Annotated in this window: 14 protein-coding genes; 4 read left to right on the top strand and 10 right to left on the bottom strand. The window is 66.6% G+C overall.

Annotated features, from left to right (window positions below; all coding sequences use genetic code 11):
• Positions 1–94: 94 nt before the first annotated feature.
• Entirely contained in the window at positions 95–1,393 is a 1,299-nt protein-coding gene (locus V9L18_RS06945; protein WP_337346449.1) for an Nramp family divalent metal transporter, read from the bottom strand.
• Positions 1,394–1,535: 142 nt separating this feature from the next.
• Positions 1,536–2,471, bottom strand: a complete 936-nt coding sequence (locus V9L18_RS06940; RefSeq protein ID WP_337346448.1) for a dihydrodipicolinate synthase family protein — start codon at positions 2,469–2,471, stop codon at positions 1,536–1,538.
• A 161-nt stretch (positions 2,472–2,632) separates the two neighbouring features.
• Between V9L18_RS06940 and V9L18_RS06935 the strand changes: the two genes are divergently transcribed.
• A complete protein-coding gene (locus V9L18_RS06935; protein WP_337346447.1) occupies positions 2,633–3,652 on the top strand; it encodes a LacI family DNA-binding transcriptional regulator in 1,020 nt (339 codons plus the stop codon).
• Here the strand turns inward: V9L18_RS06935 and V9L18_RS06930 are convergent.
• Positions 3,649–5,010 carry an MFS transporter gene (locus tag V9L18_RS06930; protein WP_337346446.1) on the bottom strand — a complete coding sequence of 454 codons (1,362 nt, stop codon included), beginning with the start codon at positions 5,008–5,010 and terminating at the stop codon, positions 3,649–3,651. The two genes, V9L18_RS06935 and V9L18_RS06930, sit on opposite strands and share 4 nt — an antisense overlap.
• 97 nt (positions 5,011–5,107) lie before the next feature.
• Between V9L18_RS06930 and V9L18_RS06925 the strand changes: the two genes are divergently transcribed.
• Entirely contained in the window at positions 5,108–5,488 is a 381-nt protein-coding gene (locus tag V9L18_RS06925) for an STAS/SEC14 domain-containing protein (protein ID WP_337346445.1), read from the top strand.
• Positions 5,489–5,597: 109 nt separating this feature from the next.
• On the opposite strand, the gene V9L18_RS06920 is transcribed toward V9L18_RS06925, so the two are convergent.
• The 5 genes from V9L18_RS06920 to V9L18_RS06900 are packed head-to-tail and all read right to left on the bottom strand — an operon-like array spanning position 5,598 to position 10,960.
• Complete coding sequence (locus V9L18_RS06920; RefSeq protein WP_337346444.1) at positions 5,598–5,810, bottom strand: hypothetical protein; 213 nt, start codon at positions 5,808–5,810, stop codon at positions 5,598–5,600.
• Positions 5,810–7,780, bottom strand: a complete 1,971-nt coding sequence (locus tag V9L18_RS06915; RefSeq protein ID WP_337346443.1) for a glycogen debranching N-terminal domain-containing protein — start codon at positions 7,778–7,780, stop codon at positions 5,810–5,812. Before V9L18_RS06915 ends, V9L18_RS06920 begins: the two co-directional genes overlap by 1 nt.
• On the bottom strand, positions 7,777–9,102 hold the full coding sequence (locus V9L18_RS06910) for an MGH1-like glycoside hydrolase domain-containing protein (protein ID WP_443197969.1): 1,326 nt from the start codon (positions 9,100–9,102) through the stop codon (positions 7,777–7,779). The genes V9L18_RS06915 and V9L18_RS06910 overlap by 4 nt, the downstream gene beginning before the upstream one ends.
• On the bottom strand, positions 9,102–9,899 hold the full coding sequence (locus V9L18_RS06905; RefSeq protein ID WP_337346441.1) for a sugar phosphate isomerase/epimerase family protein: 798 nt from the start codon (positions 9,897–9,899) through the stop codon (positions 9,102–9,104). The genes V9L18_RS06910 and V9L18_RS06905 overlap by 1 nt, the downstream gene beginning before the upstream one ends.
• Positions 9,896–10,960 carry a zinc-dependent alcohol dehydrogenase gene (locus V9L18_RS06900; RefSeq protein WP_337346440.1) on the bottom strand — a complete coding sequence of 355 codons (1,065 nt, stop codon included), beginning with the start codon at positions 10,958–10,960 and terminating at the stop codon, positions 9,896–9,898. The genes V9L18_RS06905 and V9L18_RS06900 overlap by 4 nt, the downstream gene beginning before the upstream one ends.
• Positions 10,961–11,093: 133 nt before the next feature.
• Between V9L18_RS06900 and V9L18_RS06895 the strand changes: the two genes are divergently transcribed.
• A complete protein-coding gene (locus tag V9L18_RS06895) occupies positions 11,094–12,086 on the top strand; it encodes a Gfo/Idh/MocA family protein (protein ID WP_337346439.1) in 993 nt (330 codons plus the stop codon).
• A gap of 41 nt (positions 12,087–12,127) precedes the next feature.
• On the opposite strand, the gene V9L18_RS06890 is transcribed toward V9L18_RS06895, so the two are convergent.
• Entirely contained in the window at positions 12,128–13,168 is a 1,041-nt protein-coding gene (locus tag V9L18_RS06890) for a LacI family DNA-binding transcriptional regulator (protein WP_337346438.1), read from the bottom strand.
• An 88-nt stretch (positions 13,169–13,256) separates the two neighbouring features.
• Here V9L18_RS06890 and V9L18_RS06885 point away from each other — a divergent pair, with 88 nt between their 5' ends.
• Entirely contained in the window at positions 13,257–14,237 is a 981-nt protein-coding gene (locus tag V9L18_RS06885) for an ROK family protein (protein WP_337346437.1), read from the top strand.
• Here the strand turns inward: V9L18_RS06885 and V9L18_RS06880 are convergent.
• On the bottom strand, positions 14,234–16,018 hold the full coding sequence (locus V9L18_RS06880; protein WP_337346436.1) for a class I mannose-6-phosphate isomerase: 1,785 nt from the start codon (positions 16,016–16,018) through the stop codon (positions 14,234–14,236). The two genes, V9L18_RS06885 and V9L18_RS06880, sit on opposite strands and share 4 nt — an antisense overlap.
• Between the last annotated feature and the right edge of the window lie 68 nt (positions 16,019–16,086).

Raw genomic sequence — 16,086 nt, 5'->3', positions numbered from 1 at the left:
CCGCTCCCGGCTGATGCAAAAGCACAGTGGCGATGCCCCTGGGGGCATCGCCACTCCGCCTTGCCGGAGATGTTGGACGTTGGCTGTGTTGGCACTACCCCAGCAGGGTAGTGATCAGCCTGACCGAAGAGGCGATGATCGCGATGAGTCCGATCGCCCCGAAGAGGTTATGCCACCACTTATTCCGCAGGTCACCCATGACAGAGCGCTTGTTGGCCATGATGACGATCAGGATGCCCAGAAGCGGTGCGATGAGGACCGTCAGTGACTGAGCTATGACAATCAGGGCTACCGGGGATGCTTGGAACGACAAGGTAATGATCAGCCCGAAAGCCAGGATGATGCCGGTGACAATGCGGGCGGCAGCTGAACCAGCCTTGGCGCCGCGTCCGAGGGCGTCGGAGAGCATGGTGCCGCCGGCCGTTGCGTTGGCGATCATGGAGGAGAACGCTGCACCGGACAAGCCCAGGGCGAACAGCATGGAACCCACAGGCCCGGCCAGTGGGGCGAAGACCGAGGCGAGGGCGTTGATCGTTCCGGCCTCGGCGCCGGTCTTGCCGAGTACGGCCGCGGCAACCATGATGACGAGTGCGGTCATGATGCCAGGGGCAACGATGCCCGGGATGGTGTCAACGAGGGTGATGTCCCGGTAGTCCGCCTGCGTACGGCGGTTTTCCTTGATGCCGTAGGACGTGTAGAAGGCTGCGTTGATGGAGAAGTTTGTGCCGACCAGTGCCACGATGAGGATCTCGCTTCCCGGAGGCAACTGCGGGACCATCCCCTCCAGGGACCTGTACCAGTCGGGCTGGGCAACGATGGTGCTGGCGATGAAGGCGATACCCATCAGGACAACGATGGCCAAGAGGGCTTTTTCGACGATGCCGTAGACGTTTTTGAACGCCAGGACGAAGGCGACGGCGGCGGTACAGACAACCGTCCAGAGGACAGGTGAGCCACCGAAGACCAGGGACAATCCCAGGCCCGAACCCACTGCGTTCCCGACCGAGAACATCAGGGTGATACCGAAGACGCCGAAGCCGGCGAGGATCCCCACCCACTTCCCGAGGCTGTCCTTGATGGAGGTGATCAACGACGTCGGAGTGGAAATGCCGAGCCGGACGCTCATGTCCGTGAAGAAGATCATGAGGATGGTGGAGACGGCAATGACCCAGACGAGGGTGTAGTCGAACCGGCTGCCGGCCTGGACGGCGGTAGTGAGGTTTCCCGGACCGAACTGCCAGGCCCCCACCACGAAGGCCGGGCCCATGAGTGCCAGGTAGCCGAGGAAAGTTCTGCGTTTGGCAGGTGGTTTGGAAAGGGAAGTGCTTTCGGGGGTGACCATCTGACCTCGCTGTTCGTCCAGGGTATGGATGGTCCTATTCTGCTCGCGCATTGCGAGTCCTCCTTCTCCAGCTTCAGTGCTGGGGGTCGTCGTTGACCAGGGTGGAGAGTGAAAGTTGGGGCCGGGATGGCGGGCGGTACCCGCCATCCCGAGAGATCCTGGGATCAGGCCGTGCTGGATCAGGCAGCGCTGGTCAGGCAGGGACGGTGACGCTGCCGAGGTTGGCTGACTTGAGGGCCAAGGCGATTTCCGCGCCGGCGCCCTCGGCGAGGGGAAGCAGCGGCGGGCGGACAGTGGCGTGGTCCAGGATGCCGCGGACTACGAGGCCTTCCTTGAGGGCGACGGTGCCTTCCATGTGCGAACCACGGTGGTAGACGTTCTTAGTGACCGGCAGGAGACGGTCGTGGATGGCGCGGGCGGCGGCATAGTCCTTGGCCTTACCGGCGGCGATGAGCTCAACCAGCGGCTCCGGCGCGAGTCCGCCGTAGCCTACCAGGGCGCCGTCGACGTCGAACATGGTGTGCAGCAGGTACTCGTCGTGGCAGGTCAGGATCTGCAGGTCCGGGTAGGTTGCCCGCAGGACGGGGATTTCTGTATCCCAGCGCTTCATGTTCCGGACGCCGTTCTTGGTGGCGAAGACGCCTTCCTGGCCGGCGATTTCCAGCTGGGTTTCGAGGTCGTAGGTTGCCTTGGTGGCATCAGGGTACTGGAACAGGATCAGCGGCAGGCCGGACGTTTCGTAGATTTCCTTGTACCGGGTCTGGGGTGCGCCCTTCTGGTAGCCGAAGCGGAGCCAGCCGTGGGAGGGGTAGACCAGGCCGGCCTCGGCGCCGGCTTCCACTGCACGCTTGGCTTCGAGGGCAGCGACCGTGTTGCCCTCACCGGTGATGCCGGCGATGATCGGGATTCCGCCATTGACGGCGTTCTTGAATTCGCGGATGACGAGGGCCTGCTCGTCCTGGGTCAGGAAGGTTCCTTCGCCGGCGTGGCCGAGGACCACCAGGCCCTTGACGCCTTCAACACTGGCCAGCCAGCCGCCCAGGCGGTGGATCGCGTCGACGTCGACGGCTCCGTCGCGGGTGAACGGGGTTACGGGAGCGGGAACCAGCCCGCGGAGATCGATGGTCATGAGAGCTTCCTCTGTCTTGTAGTCGGTGGTTCCGCTAATGTGAGAACGTTTGCGGGAACGTTTTCATTGTGCGGTGTGTTCCAGCTCACTGTCAAGGGCCAACTGTGAAAGACGGAGGAAATAGAGTGTCTTCTAGGACAATCGTGAAGAGGAGACCCCACATGGAACCGGTCGCACCCGGCACCACCGTTACCCTGCGGGACGTTGCCGCCGCCAGTGGGGTAAGCCTTTCCACGGCCAGCCGTGCCCTGGATGAACGCGGAACCGCCTCCCGCTCCGCCGCGGCGGAACACGTCCGGAAGGTTGCCGAGGAACTTGGCTACCGCCGAAACTCCTTCGCGTCCAGCCTGCGCCGCGGCGAAACCCGGACCCTGGGGGTACTGGTCCCGCGCCTCAGCGACACCGTGATGGCCCTGATGTTCGAAGAACTGGAGCGCGCCGCCTCAGACCGCGGCTATTTCGCCATGGTGGCCACCAGCGGGGATGACCCGGACGATGAGCGCCGCGCCGCGGAGACGCTGCTGGACCGCAATGTTGACGGGCTGATCCTTGCGACGGCCAGGCTCGACGACGAACTCCCCAAGCTGTTGCGGCAGCGGAAGGTGGCACACGCCCTGGTGCTGCGTACCGACGGCGTGAGCCCGTCAGCCCTCGGCGACGACGAAGTGGGCGGGTACCTTGCCACGCGGCACCTCATCGACCTGGGTCACCGTGACATCGCGGTGGTCACCGGTCCGTCCTTCACTTCCACGGGGACGGCCCGCCTGGCCGGTGCACGCCGGGCCATGGAGGAGGCTGGCGTCACCCCGCGGGAAGAGTGGCTGCTGGCGGCTGGCTATGGCATCGAAAACGGCTTCGCGGCCGGCGAGACGCTGCTGGGCAGCAACCCACGCCCCACTGCTATTTTCGCCGCCAACGACAACCTCGCCATGGGCATTATCGCGGCGGCGCACCGCTGCCAGGCGATCGTGGGACGGGATCTCGCACTGGTGGGCTACAACGACATTCCCCTCTCGTCGCGGCTCGCCACTCCCTTGTCCTCCGTGCGCGTCCCGCTGGACCAGATTGCGGGGAATGCGATCGACCTCATCGTGAACCCCGGCAAGGAACCCCGGATCCGTAAGGCCATGCCCAGCCTGATTCCCCGCGAATCCAGCGGGCCACCTCAGCGCGGCGGCTAGGCTTTTGGCGCCCGCCACAGCAGGGTCACACCGAACGCCACGGCGCTGAGCACCAGCATGGCCAGCACCATCAGGCCCCAGCTTGCCTGATCCACGCCGCCGTCAGCGAAGACACCGATCAGCACTGTGGCGGTAATGGCTCCCACATAACGGCAGGTCTGGTAGATTCCGGCTGCCACCCCCCGCTCTTGCGGCCTGACCGAGAGGAACATGCCCTGGTTGGTGGCAATGCCCACCGCCCCGTAGGGAATGCCCATCAGCGTGGTGAGCGCCAGCACCAGGGGAATGGCCAGTGATCCGGTCAGCAGCCACATCAGCGCTGCCACCATGGTCAAAAGTACGACGCCGGCAATCAGCACGCGCCGTACGCCGAATTTGCCCATGGCCCGGACAGCCCAGGGCGTGGCCAGCACGGACATCGCCGCAAGCGGCAGCATAAGAAGCCCCACAAGCCCGGGGTCATAGCCGCCGGCTTCCTGCAGCAGTTGAGGCAGGCCAAAGAAGACGAAGTAGTACACGCTGCTGAAGACCGCGAATCCCAGGTAGACCAGCATCAGCGGCCGGTTCCGGCCCAGCAGCCTCAGGTCCAGGAACGGCGGGCTGAAGCGGAGTTCGCGCCACACAAACAGTGCGGCGATGGCGGTTCCGGCGCCAAGCATCCACCAGCGGTAGCCCGGGGCCACGTCCAGCAACGCCATCATGACCAGCAGGAGGGAACCAACAAAAGCTGCGATCCCGGGGATGTCCGAATCCTTGGCCAGCCGGGCAAGGCTCCCCCGCTCCCGGACCCCGTCCGCCGGGGCCACCTTCCGTACGATAAAGAGGGCTGCCAATGCCAGCGGGACGTTGACCAGGAAGAGTGCCTCCCAGCCCACCTGGCCTACGAGCAGGCCGCCGGCCACCGGTCCCACCGCCGCCGCGGAGGTGTTTGCCATCTGGATCCGGCCGAGCGGGCGTGACGATTCCGTTCCTGCACGCTGCGCGATGGCACCGATCATGACTACCGCGCTGGGATAGGCCGTAGCGGTGCCCAACGCCATGACGGCGCGGGCGACGCACAGCAGCGCGAAGTTGGGTGAAAAGGGTGCGAGCGCGCACGTGATGGCCACAGTGCCCATGCCCAGCATGAACATGCGCCGCGGCCCGAACCGGTCCGCCAGCCTGCCCATCAGCGGCTGCCCGGCGGCGGAAGCGAGGTAGAAGGACGTGATCACCCAGGTGACGGTAGCGACGTCGAGCCCGAAATCCGCGCGCAGGACCACCAGCGCGACGGCGATCATGGAGGAATTCAGGGGGTTCAGCGCGGTGCCCAGGCTCAGGCCTGCCACCGCCAGACCGGTCCGGGGTTTGTTGCTCACGGAAACAGTCTGGCGCACAGGCCTTTAAATCCGCGATTTTGTGACCGCCGCCGCGGCTGGGACTAGGATGTGCTCAACTGACACTTCTGGGGGCAGTATGGAACCGATCACGGTCAAAGGCGGCAAGGGCACGGTAGATCTGGAGGATGGCAGGTACATCCATCTGGTCTGGAACCGCAGTGTCCGGATCGAGGAAGTAGATGCCCAGGAGGCCATGGCAGCAGTTAACGTTGTGGCCGACGGCCGTGAGTATCCGATGCTCGTTGACATGGCCACCACCGAGTCCGTGAGCCGCCAGGCCCGGGCTGTCTTCTCGATTCCGTGCGCGGCGTCCAGGATCGCCCTGCTGGGCTCAAGCCCGGTGGATCGGGTGCTCGCCAACTTTTTCCTCAGCCTGCACGTCCCGCCATGCCCCACCCGGTTCTTCACCTCCCGGGACGATGCCATGGCCTGGCTGCTGGCAGAGCCCGCCAACTAAGGGGCGGAAAACCCGGCGTCGCGGGAACGGTCGGGGGTCGCCCGAACGCTTTAGCGTCCGGGCACCGTCCCGGGGATTCCGACGCCGTCATCCGGCCCGGCAGCGCGGATCACTTCCGCTGCTCCCGCACCAGGCCGTGCGGCACCGCCGGATGGGCGCGCACCACGTAACACCCTTCCCCGACGTCGGTGATCATGATCCCTGTCCCGTGCCGGTCCGCGGCCTCACCCACGGCACGGACGGCGTCGTCCAGAACCCGGCCTACGTCGTCTGACTGGCCCGCCCGGACTTCCACGGCTCCGGCGCTCCTGCTCTCGGGCATCACTGGCCTTTGTGCCCGGCGGAGGCCAAGTCCGGGACCCGGGTTCCGCCGTCGTCCGTCAGCGGGACGGCAGTCAGTGGGCCCGCAGTCAGCCGGACCGCCGCCAGCCCGGCCGCAGCCGCCCACGCCTGGGGCGAGCCCGCATGGTGATACTTGACCGGCACGGGGAAGTCCGTCCGCGAGAACCCGCCGAACAGTTCCGGGAGGCTGTTGCCGAAATGCCCGGCCGCCTCACGGATTCCGGTTGCCACAGTCCGGGCGTCGTCCAGGAAGCCGTAGGCGGCCATCCCTTCGGCGGCCAGCATGGTGTCGTGGGGCCATACAGAGCCATTGTGGTAGGACATCGGGTGGTAGTAGTGCTGGCCTTCAGCAAGCGTCCGGATGCCCCAGCCGGTGAAGAAGTCGGGCTGCAGCAGGCGCGAGGTCACCGCGCGGGCATCCTCAGCGTCGAGCATGCCAGACCAGAGCAGATGACCCGCGTTGGAGGCGAGCGCGTCCACGTGGTGGCCTTCCCCGTCCACCGCCAGTGCCGGGAAGTTCTGCGAATCCATCCAGAACGCTTTCCGAAAGCGCGCCTTCAACCCGTCGGCCAGCCCGTTCAAGGTCTCCGCCCAGGCCTGGTCGCCCCAATATTCGGCCGCCAGCCGGGCACATTCCCGCAGTCCGCGCCAGGTGTAACCCTGGACTTCGGCGAGGGCGATCGCGCCCGTCGGTTCGCTGCCGTCGGCTCCGGCCACAGCGTCGAACGAGTCTTTCCAGCCCTGGTGGAGCAGCCCGTTGGGGTCCGGCGTGTAGCGGACAAACCCGGTGTCCTTCAGGCCGCCGTCGCCGAGGATCCATTCCACGGCTGCCCGCGCCGGCTGTTCGAGTTCGCGGATGAGGGCGTCGTCGTCCACGTGCCCCAGCGCCATCAGGAACAGCGGAGTGGAATCAACTGTGCCGTAGTAGCGGCCGTAGGGAACCGCGCCCAGCTGGGCCAGCTCGCTGACGCGCACTTCGTGCACCATTTTCCCGGGCTGCTCCACACGTGCGGGATCGTCCACGGTCCCCTGGGTTGCTGCCAGGGCACGCAGCACGTCGCCCAATAGCTGCGGAGATTCTGCCCGCGTCAGCATGGATGTCAGCAGGGAGTCCCGGCCGAACAGCGTCAGGAACCAGGGCAACCCCGCTGCGGGGATGGTCAGCTCCGGCTTGACCGGGCACGGCATCAACAGCGAGTCAAGGTCCTTGAGGCTCTGCCGTGCCAACGCGGTCAGGCCCTCCGTGGAACGCACGACGGCGGCTGGCACCGCTGGGTCCGCCTGCCCGCCGGTGGAAGCGGCCGAGATCACCAGGGCCTGCGTCTGTCCCGCCGCCAATGCCAGGTCCCAGGACAGGACGACGCCGACGAAGCGCCCGTCCACCGGCTCCCGGCGGACCGCCGGAGCGATGCTCGCCGTGAGCTCGACGCCGGCCGTGAAGGTCCGGCCCCGGAAAGTATGGGTGTAATCGAAAGTCAGGGCGCCGCCGTCGACCACCGTCAGGCTGCTCGCGGCGCCACTGAGGTCGAAGGTCCTGCCGTCAGTGCGCACAGTGAATTGGTCAGCGAAATCGGTGCCCGCGCGCAGGACCAACCGGGCGGTGATGGGCTCCCGGCCGAGATTCCGGATGCGAAGGGTTTCACGCAGGCCTGCCGCATCCAGTTCCTGGGTCCGGAAGACGAAGAGGTCGTGGGTCTGGTTCCGCCGTGCGGCAGGGCTGAGCGCTGTGGTGCGGCGGCCGGGTTCGCGGACGTTGCCCACATCCCAGAACGTGGAGTCATTGATCTCCAGGATCCAGCGGGACAGGAGCCGCGTGTCCGCCACGTACAGGCCCTCGGTACCCTGGGCGGGTGCGTCAGCGCGGCCGACGCTGCCATCCGCTGCGCCGCGCATCATGGCGCCGTGGGCCACGAGGACCGAAACTGCTGACGGGGGTGCAAGGGCGGTCATGGCGTGCTCCGGACGTAGGTGGTTTCGAGGGCCAGGGCGGCGGTCCAGCTGAAGCTTCGCGTACCGTGGGCCGCCCCGGTCCAGGGGTCGACGTATTCAGGGAAATCGTGTTCAAGGGCCAGTCTGCCGATGTTGCCGCGCAGGAAGGCCGCTTCCTCCGTAAGTCCCAGCCTTTCCAAGGCCTCGGCAACCATCCAGGACATGTTGAACCAAGCCGGACCGCGCCAGTACAACGCGGGGTTGTGGTCCTCGGCGGTGGCATCGTAACTGGGCACCATCAGGGCATTGCCGTTCATGAAGCGCGGACCGTTCAGGGTTTCCAGCAGGGCCTCGGTGTGGACCTGGTCCGGCAGCAGCAACGGGATCAGGCCGTTGATGGTCGCCTTATGGACCACTGACCCGTCGGTGGCGTCGCGGGCTGAGTAGCAGCCCAGTTCCGCGACATACAGCTCCTCCAACGCGGTGGTGATGCGTTGTGCCCGGTCGCGGTGGGCTTCCCCGGGCAGGCCCAGCTCGGTGGCAATGTCCGCCAGGGCCAGCTCCGAGACCGCCAGCAGAGTGTTGAAGAGCGGATCCTCCATCAGGAAGGGATAGTCCGGATCGGCGTCGTCGCAGCCGTGGTCCCGGTAGCGCTCAGCCATCCAGAAATACTTGCCGTACTCCTTCTGGCTTGGCCGTTCCCCGGCGTCGGCGTGCTGTAGGTCGGGACGGTCCAGGGTTGTCTTGCAGTCCGCCGGAATCCGTGTCATCACGGTGTCCCACAGGGGCGAATTGTCGGTGCCGGACTCCCAGGGGTGCACAATGCAGGCCAGTCCCGAGCCGCCGCGGTCCCGGCGGCCGGACAGGTATTCGTGCCAATGCACCAGCCTGGGATAGTTCCGCTCCAGGAAGGACCGGCGGCGGGACTCTGCGGGGTCGGCCTGGTGGATTTTCCAGACGGCCCAGGCGTGGTTGGGCGGCTGGACCAGGCCCGCGGTGTCCACTTGCTTCGGGGACCCGGGAATCTTCCGGGACTGCCAGAACGAGGCGCCGGGCGCGTAGTCCTGGTCCCGGTGCGGATCGAAGATGATCTGCGGCAGCCGGCCGTCCTCCCATTGTCCGGCGAAGAGCGCGTCCATTTCCTGGCCGGCGCGGCGGGGCGAGACCCGGCTCAGTCCGACGGCGATGAAGGACGAGTCCCAGCTCCACTGGTGCGGATACAAGCCAGCGGCAGGAACAGTATGGGTTTTCCGCCAGTTGGCCTCGAGCACGGCGATGGAACGGGCAGCGATCCGCGCATCCAGCTCCGCCTGGTCGGCCTCCGCCCGGACATTACCCGGCATCACAGGTACCGCCCTAACAGGGAGGGCACCCGCGGAAGCACTTCTTCCGCGGGTCCGGACAGCCGCGACTCCAAGGCCACTGTGCCGTGGTAACCGATGGATTTGAGGGTGGCGCCGAATAGCGCCCAGTCGATGTTTCCTGCCCCTGGCTCGAGCCGGTTCGAGTCGCTGGCCTGGATATGGCCGATGAATCCGGCAGCGTCCTGGAGGGCAGCAGCTGGATCACTTTCCTCGATGTTCATGTGGTACGTATCCGGAGCCAGCCGCACGGAGTCCAGGCCCACGAGCTTCAGCAGCCGGACGCCGTCGGAAAGCCGGTTGATCATATGGTCCTCATAGCGGTTCAAGGGTTCGAGGTAGATCTCCACACCCTCGGACGCCGCGTGCTCCCCCAAGGCAGTGAAGGATTCAACAAGCACTGCGGTGTCCTCCTCCTCCGTGCGGGGCGGGACAAACGGGGGCAAGCGCTTGGAGAACATGCCATAGGACGCTGGAGTCATGACGCCCCGGCCGCCGATCTCCGCCATCACGCTCAGCTGCGATTTCAGCTGGATGACGGCGTCCTTGCGCAGTTCGTCGTCGAAGGCACCCACGAAGTGGGGCATCTCCACGCAGGCGGTGGGCATCACCACGCCGGCGTTCCTGGCCCGGAGCAGCTCGGGCAGCCGGGCCTTGAACTGCAGTTCGCCGGCAGACCGCAGTTCAATGCCGTCGAAGCCCCAAGCCAGGGCATGGTCGAATTTCTCTTCGAGACTGCGGCCCGGAAGGTGTTGTTCCTGGACGGTGATGAGGGTCATGAGAACTCCAATACAACCTGGAGCGCGGACTGCGCGTCCGTGTCCAGGAGTTCATAGGCTTTGGCGGAATCGGCCAGGGAAAAGGTGTGGGTGACCAGGGACGGGGCGTCCACCAGCCCGTTGGCGAGGTGGTCCACCACGGTCTGCTGCAGGCGCGGGACGGTCCAGCGGGACCGGAGGCGGTTGGGGACGGAGCCGATTTGGGAGGCCAGGAGCTGCACCCTGTTGTGGTGGAACTCCTCGCCGAAGCGGACGCCGGCGGCCTCGCCTTGGTAGAAACCGGCGGCGATAACGGTGCCGTCGGCGCCCACGGCGCGGGTTGCCTCATGCAGCGCGCGGTAGTTGCCACTGAGCTCAATGGCCACGTCGACGCCGGCGCCTCCGGTAAATTTGCGGATCTCTCCTGCCAGTGCAGGGCTCGGGGGAAGTGCATGAACGGCTCCCCATCCCAGGGCCCGGTTGCGGCGGGCGTCGATGCCGTCCACGGCGATGACCTTCGCCCCGTTCAGGACGGCAAAGCGGGTGGCCAGCAGGCCGATGACGCCTTGGCCGAAGATGGCAACGGTGGAGCCGGGCCCGAGGTCTGCGGCCAGGACGGCGCTCAAGGCGATGGCGCCGACGCGAACGAAGGCACCGGCCAGCGGATCCATGCCGGCGGGGAGCACGTGTCCGCGGAGTGCTTCCGCGGCGAGGACGCCCTCGTCGCGGTGGCCCCAGATGCCCCACACAATGTCCCCCACCTGGACGGGAGCATCGTTGCCAGCAGCTCCGGCCAGCGGCCCTTCCGGCGGGGCCAGCTCCACAACTTCGCCGACTTCGGAGTATCCCCAGCCGTCGAGTGGATAGCCAAGGGCCTCCTGCCCGGGCTGGAACAGCCGTGACTCTGCGTCCCAGGTGGACGTCAGGTACGGGTTGGTGCCGCGGTAGGCCGTGAGTTCGGTGCCCGCCGAGATTCCGGAATAGAGGGTCCGGACCCGCGCCTGGCCGGCTTCGAGGGGGACGGACGGCTGGTCAATGACGGCGACGCTGCGGGGCGCCGCAATACGGAGGAAGCGGGACACTTCGGATCGGTCCTTAGGTTGGCTGAGCGGGCATCTGGAAGCGATGCAACCGAATGTGATGCAAACGACATTAGCACAATCACTAGCCAACTTGTGTATAGACGTTAGGCAGAATCTGCAGTAAGTTCATCACATGAATTCGGACACCTCCCCGGGGCACTCCCCTGCCAGTTATCCCCCCGTCAGGATTGGACTCGTGGGTGCCGGGCAATGGGCCGCGACCATGCACGCCCCGCTGCACAGTGCCGGCGCTGAGACAGAGCTCGCCGGGATCTGGTCCGCAAGCGGCGGCACCGCCGCGGCGCTTGCCGGGAAACACGGAGTCCGTGCCTTCGACACGTTCGAGGAACTTCTTGCTTCCTGCGAGGCCGTGGACTTTGCCGTACCGCCGCCCGTGCAGGCCGAACTTGCACCCCGTGCGGCCGATGCCGGGCTTGCCCTCCTCCTGGAGAAGCCGCTCGGGGCGTCCCTGCAGCAGGCAGCAGCCGTGGCGGATGCCGTGCGCCGCAACAAGGTGGCGAACGCCGTCGTCCTTACCAAGCGCTACCACCAGCGGACGCGCAGCTTCCTCGCCGCCGCGACGGAACTGCGGAGCGAAGCGGCCGTGCTCGGCGTCACCGGCAGTTACCTCCACGGCGGATTCCTCGATGGCGGGTTCCTGGACACCGCATCCCGGGCCGGCAACGCCAGCAAGAGTTGGCGCGATGAGTTCGGCGCGCTCCACGATCTCGGCCCCCACCTGCTGGACCTGATGGAGCTCACTGCAGGACCAATTGAGGCCGTGCGGGCCGAGGGCAGCAAGGACTACGTCACCATCACCACGTTCCACCGTGACGGCGCCACCGGCCAGGCGTGCCTGTCAGGCTCCGTCCGCCTCCCCCAGGCCAGGACCACCATCAGCGTCTATTCAGCGGCCGGAAGCCTGGATTACACCACCGACGGGATGGACCACTCCGAATGCTGGCCAGCCCTGCGGCGGGAATTCGCCGACGCCGTCCGGCTGGGTAGCGCGGTCACCGTGGATGTGGAGCGGGCCCTGCATGTCCAGGCGCTGGTTGAGGCGGCAGCGCTCTCGGCCCGGGAGCGGCGCATGGTCGCCGTGGCCGAGATCCTGCAGAACGGTTGACGATGCGTGGCCCGCACAATCCGAACTCAGCGACGGCTCGTTCAGTAACGCCGTACGGTGACGGGCATCAGGACCAGGCGCGGCGCCGGCGAAGCTTCGGCCGGCGCCGTTGTTCCGTCCAGCCGGTCGAACAGCAGGCGCGCCGCCGCTGCCCCGAGGGCCCGCGCATCATGGGACATCACCGTGAGCGGGATGCCCAACAGGTCTGCCAGCTCAACATCATCGAAGCTTGCCAGCGCCGGCACCGGCTGGCGCGCTGGCCGCTGCGGCACGCCGTCGCGCCATTCGCAGATTGCCCGCAGGGCACCTACCGTGGTTCGGTTGTTGGCGGAGAAAAACGCGGTGGGCGGATTCGGACCGGCAAGCAGCCGCCGAACGGCGCAAGCGGCGGCGTCGGTTTCCCGGACAACCACCAGATAATCCGGATCCAGGCTGATGCCGGCCCCAGCCAGCGCCTGCGTGAAGCCGTCGAAGCGGCTCTGAGCGGTGGAAATTCCCGCAACATCCCCGAGGAAGGCGATGCGCCGGTGGCCGTCGGCCAGGAGTGCCGCTGTTCCGGCAGCAGCGCCGTTGGCGTCGTCCACGAGGACGGCGTCGCACTCCACGCCTTCGACGGTGCGGGTGGCGAGGACCAGCGGAACGCCGCCCAACTGCCGTGGGCCCAACGGGTTTCCGCCTTTGCCGGCCGGCACCAGGATCACTCCCTCCAGCTGGCGGGCGGCAAAGTCGGCGAGAAGGCTGCCCTCCCGGCCGGGATCTTCACCGCTGTTACCCACCACGATGTGCCGTCCGTGCGCGGCGGCAACGTCCTCGACGCCGAGTGCGAACTGACCGTAGTAGGGGTTGCCCAGATTCGTAACTGCAACGCCAATCAGCCCCGTGGGTTTGCTGAGCCGTGTGTTGCGGGCGCTCTGGTTGGGCCGGTAGCCAAGTTTTTCCACGGCTTCCCGGACCCGTTCCTGGACTTCCGGCCGCACGTTCAGGCCACCGGACATGGTCCGGGAAACGGTCATCGGGCTGACACCGGCCAGCGCGGCGACGTCCCTGACAGTAGGGACGGAAGAGGCATTGCTGCGGGCCATGGCCATCCCGTGCTTTCAGTTCGGACTATCCGCCCGGCGGCTTCCTGCCAGGCTGTGTCAACGTTACCAAGTGCCAGGAGAGACGCACATGAATGACCTTGAACTGCCCACCCCGGTACTGGAAATTGGTGGCACCCATGTTACGGCGGCGCTGGTCCGGCACGCGCCGGGCTCCTGGACTGTCGCGGCGGACAGTGTTGTCCGCCGGGACCTTGACGCGCATGCTCCCGCAAGCCAACTCCTTGACGCCCTGGCGGCAGCCGCCAACTCCCTCGGCACCGGCCACAACGGCCGGTGGGGCGTGGCGCTGCCCGGGCCGTTCGACTATGCGAGCGGAATCGCGCGCTACGAGCATGTGGGCAAATTCGACGGGCTCCAGGACGTGGATGTCCGTGCCGGGCTGGCGGAACGGCTGGGCATGGCACTTGGGACAGTCACGTTCCTGAACGACGCCGATGCTTTCGGAATAGGCGAGGTGGCGCTCGGCGCCGCGGGCCGCAGTCGGCGGGCCGTTTGCATCACGCTGGGCACCGGGGTGGGTTCGTCTTTCCTGGCCGACGGCATGCCCGTCAAAACTGGGACGGATGTTCCGCCGGATGGCAGCTGCTACCTGCTGGAATACCGGGGACGGCCGCTCGAGGATACCGTTTCCCGCCGGGCGATCCGGCGGGCCTACGCGGCGGCCGCGGGTGCTTCCGGTTCCGCCGGCGCCCCCGGTGCTGGTGCCGCTGGCGCCCCCGGAGATCCCGACGCCGGTACACCGGATGTGCGCGACATCGCCGAGGCGGCCCGTGCGGGCGACGCCGTGGCCGCCAGGGTCCTGGAGCGTGCTTTCTCTGCAGTCGGCGAGGCTGCCGCGCCGTATCTTTCGAGTTTCGGCACCGAGGTCCTGATTGTGGGCGGCTCGATGACGGGCTCCTGGGACATTGTGGAACCCGCCATCCGGAAGGGCATGGCAGCCGTGGCACCCGGCCTGGCAGCGTTGCCCCTCCGGAAGGCGGAGCGCTCCGAAGAGGCTGGCTTGGTGGGCGCTGCCTATTGGGCAGGGCACACCGCCACAGGCGCCTAGTTCACAAGTCCGCCGGCCGCAACGCGGGCAGGCAGTGCCGTCTCGGTCCCCCGCACCGAGGCTTTCACGGTGGCCAGCTTCTGACCGATTCCGGGGCCATGCGGGCTGATGGTGTACCGGCCCACGGCAGCCGGGACGATGAACGTTTCGGCGTAGCTCACCACAAACGGTTCGAACGCTCCGTCAGGACTTTCCACCACCGCCTGCGCGCCCTCGACGAGGTTCAGGACGTTCACGGTGCCCTTGGTGTGGTGCTCCACGGTGTCCGTGAACCAATGCCGCCTGACCTCGATGAATTCCAGTTCGTGCAGGCCGGTGCGCTCCTCGGTCCAGCCCGGACCGGAGCCCAGCTCCTCCACCTGGTCCAGGAGCTGCTCGCGCGCCCACTCGGTGTTGCGGTCCCACTGGATGTTACGGCTGGCATGGTCAACGTGGATGGGACGCGGCCGGCCATCCAGGCCCACGCGGTCCCAGTCCCACATCTTGAACGTGAAGATGTACGGCGTCGCAGAGATCTCCAGCACCATCGAGTTGGCCCCTGAACAGTGCACGGTCCCTGCCGGGATGGAAAAGTGGTCGTGCTTTTTGGCCGGGAAGGCGTTAACGTAATCCTCCGCGGGGAAGTGGGTGCCGCCGTCGGACGCTTCTTTCAGGGCCGTCACCATGGCCTCCGGGTCCGTGCCGGTTTTGAGGCCGAGGTAGACCACGGCGTCGTCGTCGCAGTCCAGGATGTAATAGCTCTCATCCTGCGTGTAGTGCATGCCGAAGCGGTCCTGGATGTAGTCCGTCAGCGGGTGGACCTGCAGGGACAGGTTGCCGCCGCCCATGGTGTCGAGGAAGTCGAAGCGGATGGGGAACTCGGCGCCGAAGCGGGCGTAGGTCTGCTGGCCGAGGAGCGCCGAGGGTTGGGTAAAGACCACGTTGACCGAGGGCAGCTCCACGATTTCTCCGCCGACGTCCAGCAGGATGCTGTTCTCCTCCGGCACGCAGTCGAAGCACCAGGCGTAGTTGTCCGCTTCGGAGTCCAGGCCGATGACCTTCTTCATCCACTGCCCGCCCCACACGCCGGGGTCAAAGAACGGCACCACCCGGAACGGCGCGGCGGCCGCAGCGGCCATCCCCCGGTGGAAGGTGTTGCCAGTGATCAGCTTGGCTTCGGAGACACTCCGGTTGGTGTCCAAAACGTAGTCGACGGCGGGAAACAGCTGCCGCTTGTGCCTGTCGGCCACCCGCCACTCCACGAAAAAGCTCCGCTTGTACTTGCGGAGGTTGTCTTCGTTGGTGTTGTGGCAGCGCCAGTTGGGGGCGCCGGCACGCTGGCGCTGCTGCAGCTCCCAGCGTGCCATGTCAGCCAGAACCAAGGTGCGCTCGGGTAGCGGCACTAGCGCGGCACCCCAGCCCACCAGGACAACCGGAACGTCCGACGACGCCACTTGGCGGCCGAGGTCAGCCAGCCTTTCGGCGTCGTAGAAGTCGGCCAGGGTGTGGTGGCTCATGACTCCGAAGACGCGGTCATCCGTGAGGTTGGCGGCAATCAGCGAATCGATCTCCGTGATGGGCCTGGCAGCGAGATCTTCCACGTTCATGATCCGGTGCCCCGGCAGTGCCTCGCCGATGAAGGCCAGGAGTTCGTCCAACCTCACCCCGGGATAGGCGTCCACCACAACGGGCCGGCCGGCGCCGGCGATCTCCTGCCAGGCATCCCGTCCGGTCCAGGTCCGCGGGTTGCCCGGGACGGTCACGGTGGGGAATTTGTCATAGAGGGGAGGTGTGTGGCTCATGGTCTTCCGATCCGGGAATGTTTCTTGATAACGTTACCAGCAATGCACTGGCCCGCTCGGGGCGGGCT

Origin of the sequence: Pseudarthrobacter sp. CCNWLW217, from assembly GCF_037203985.1 — a bacterium.
In the GTDB taxonomy this organism is placed as follows: domain Bacteria; phylum Actinomycetota; class Actinomycetes; order Actinomycetales; family Micrococcaceae; genus Arthrobacter.
This window is presented reverse-complemented; position numbering and strand designations above follow the sequence as displayed.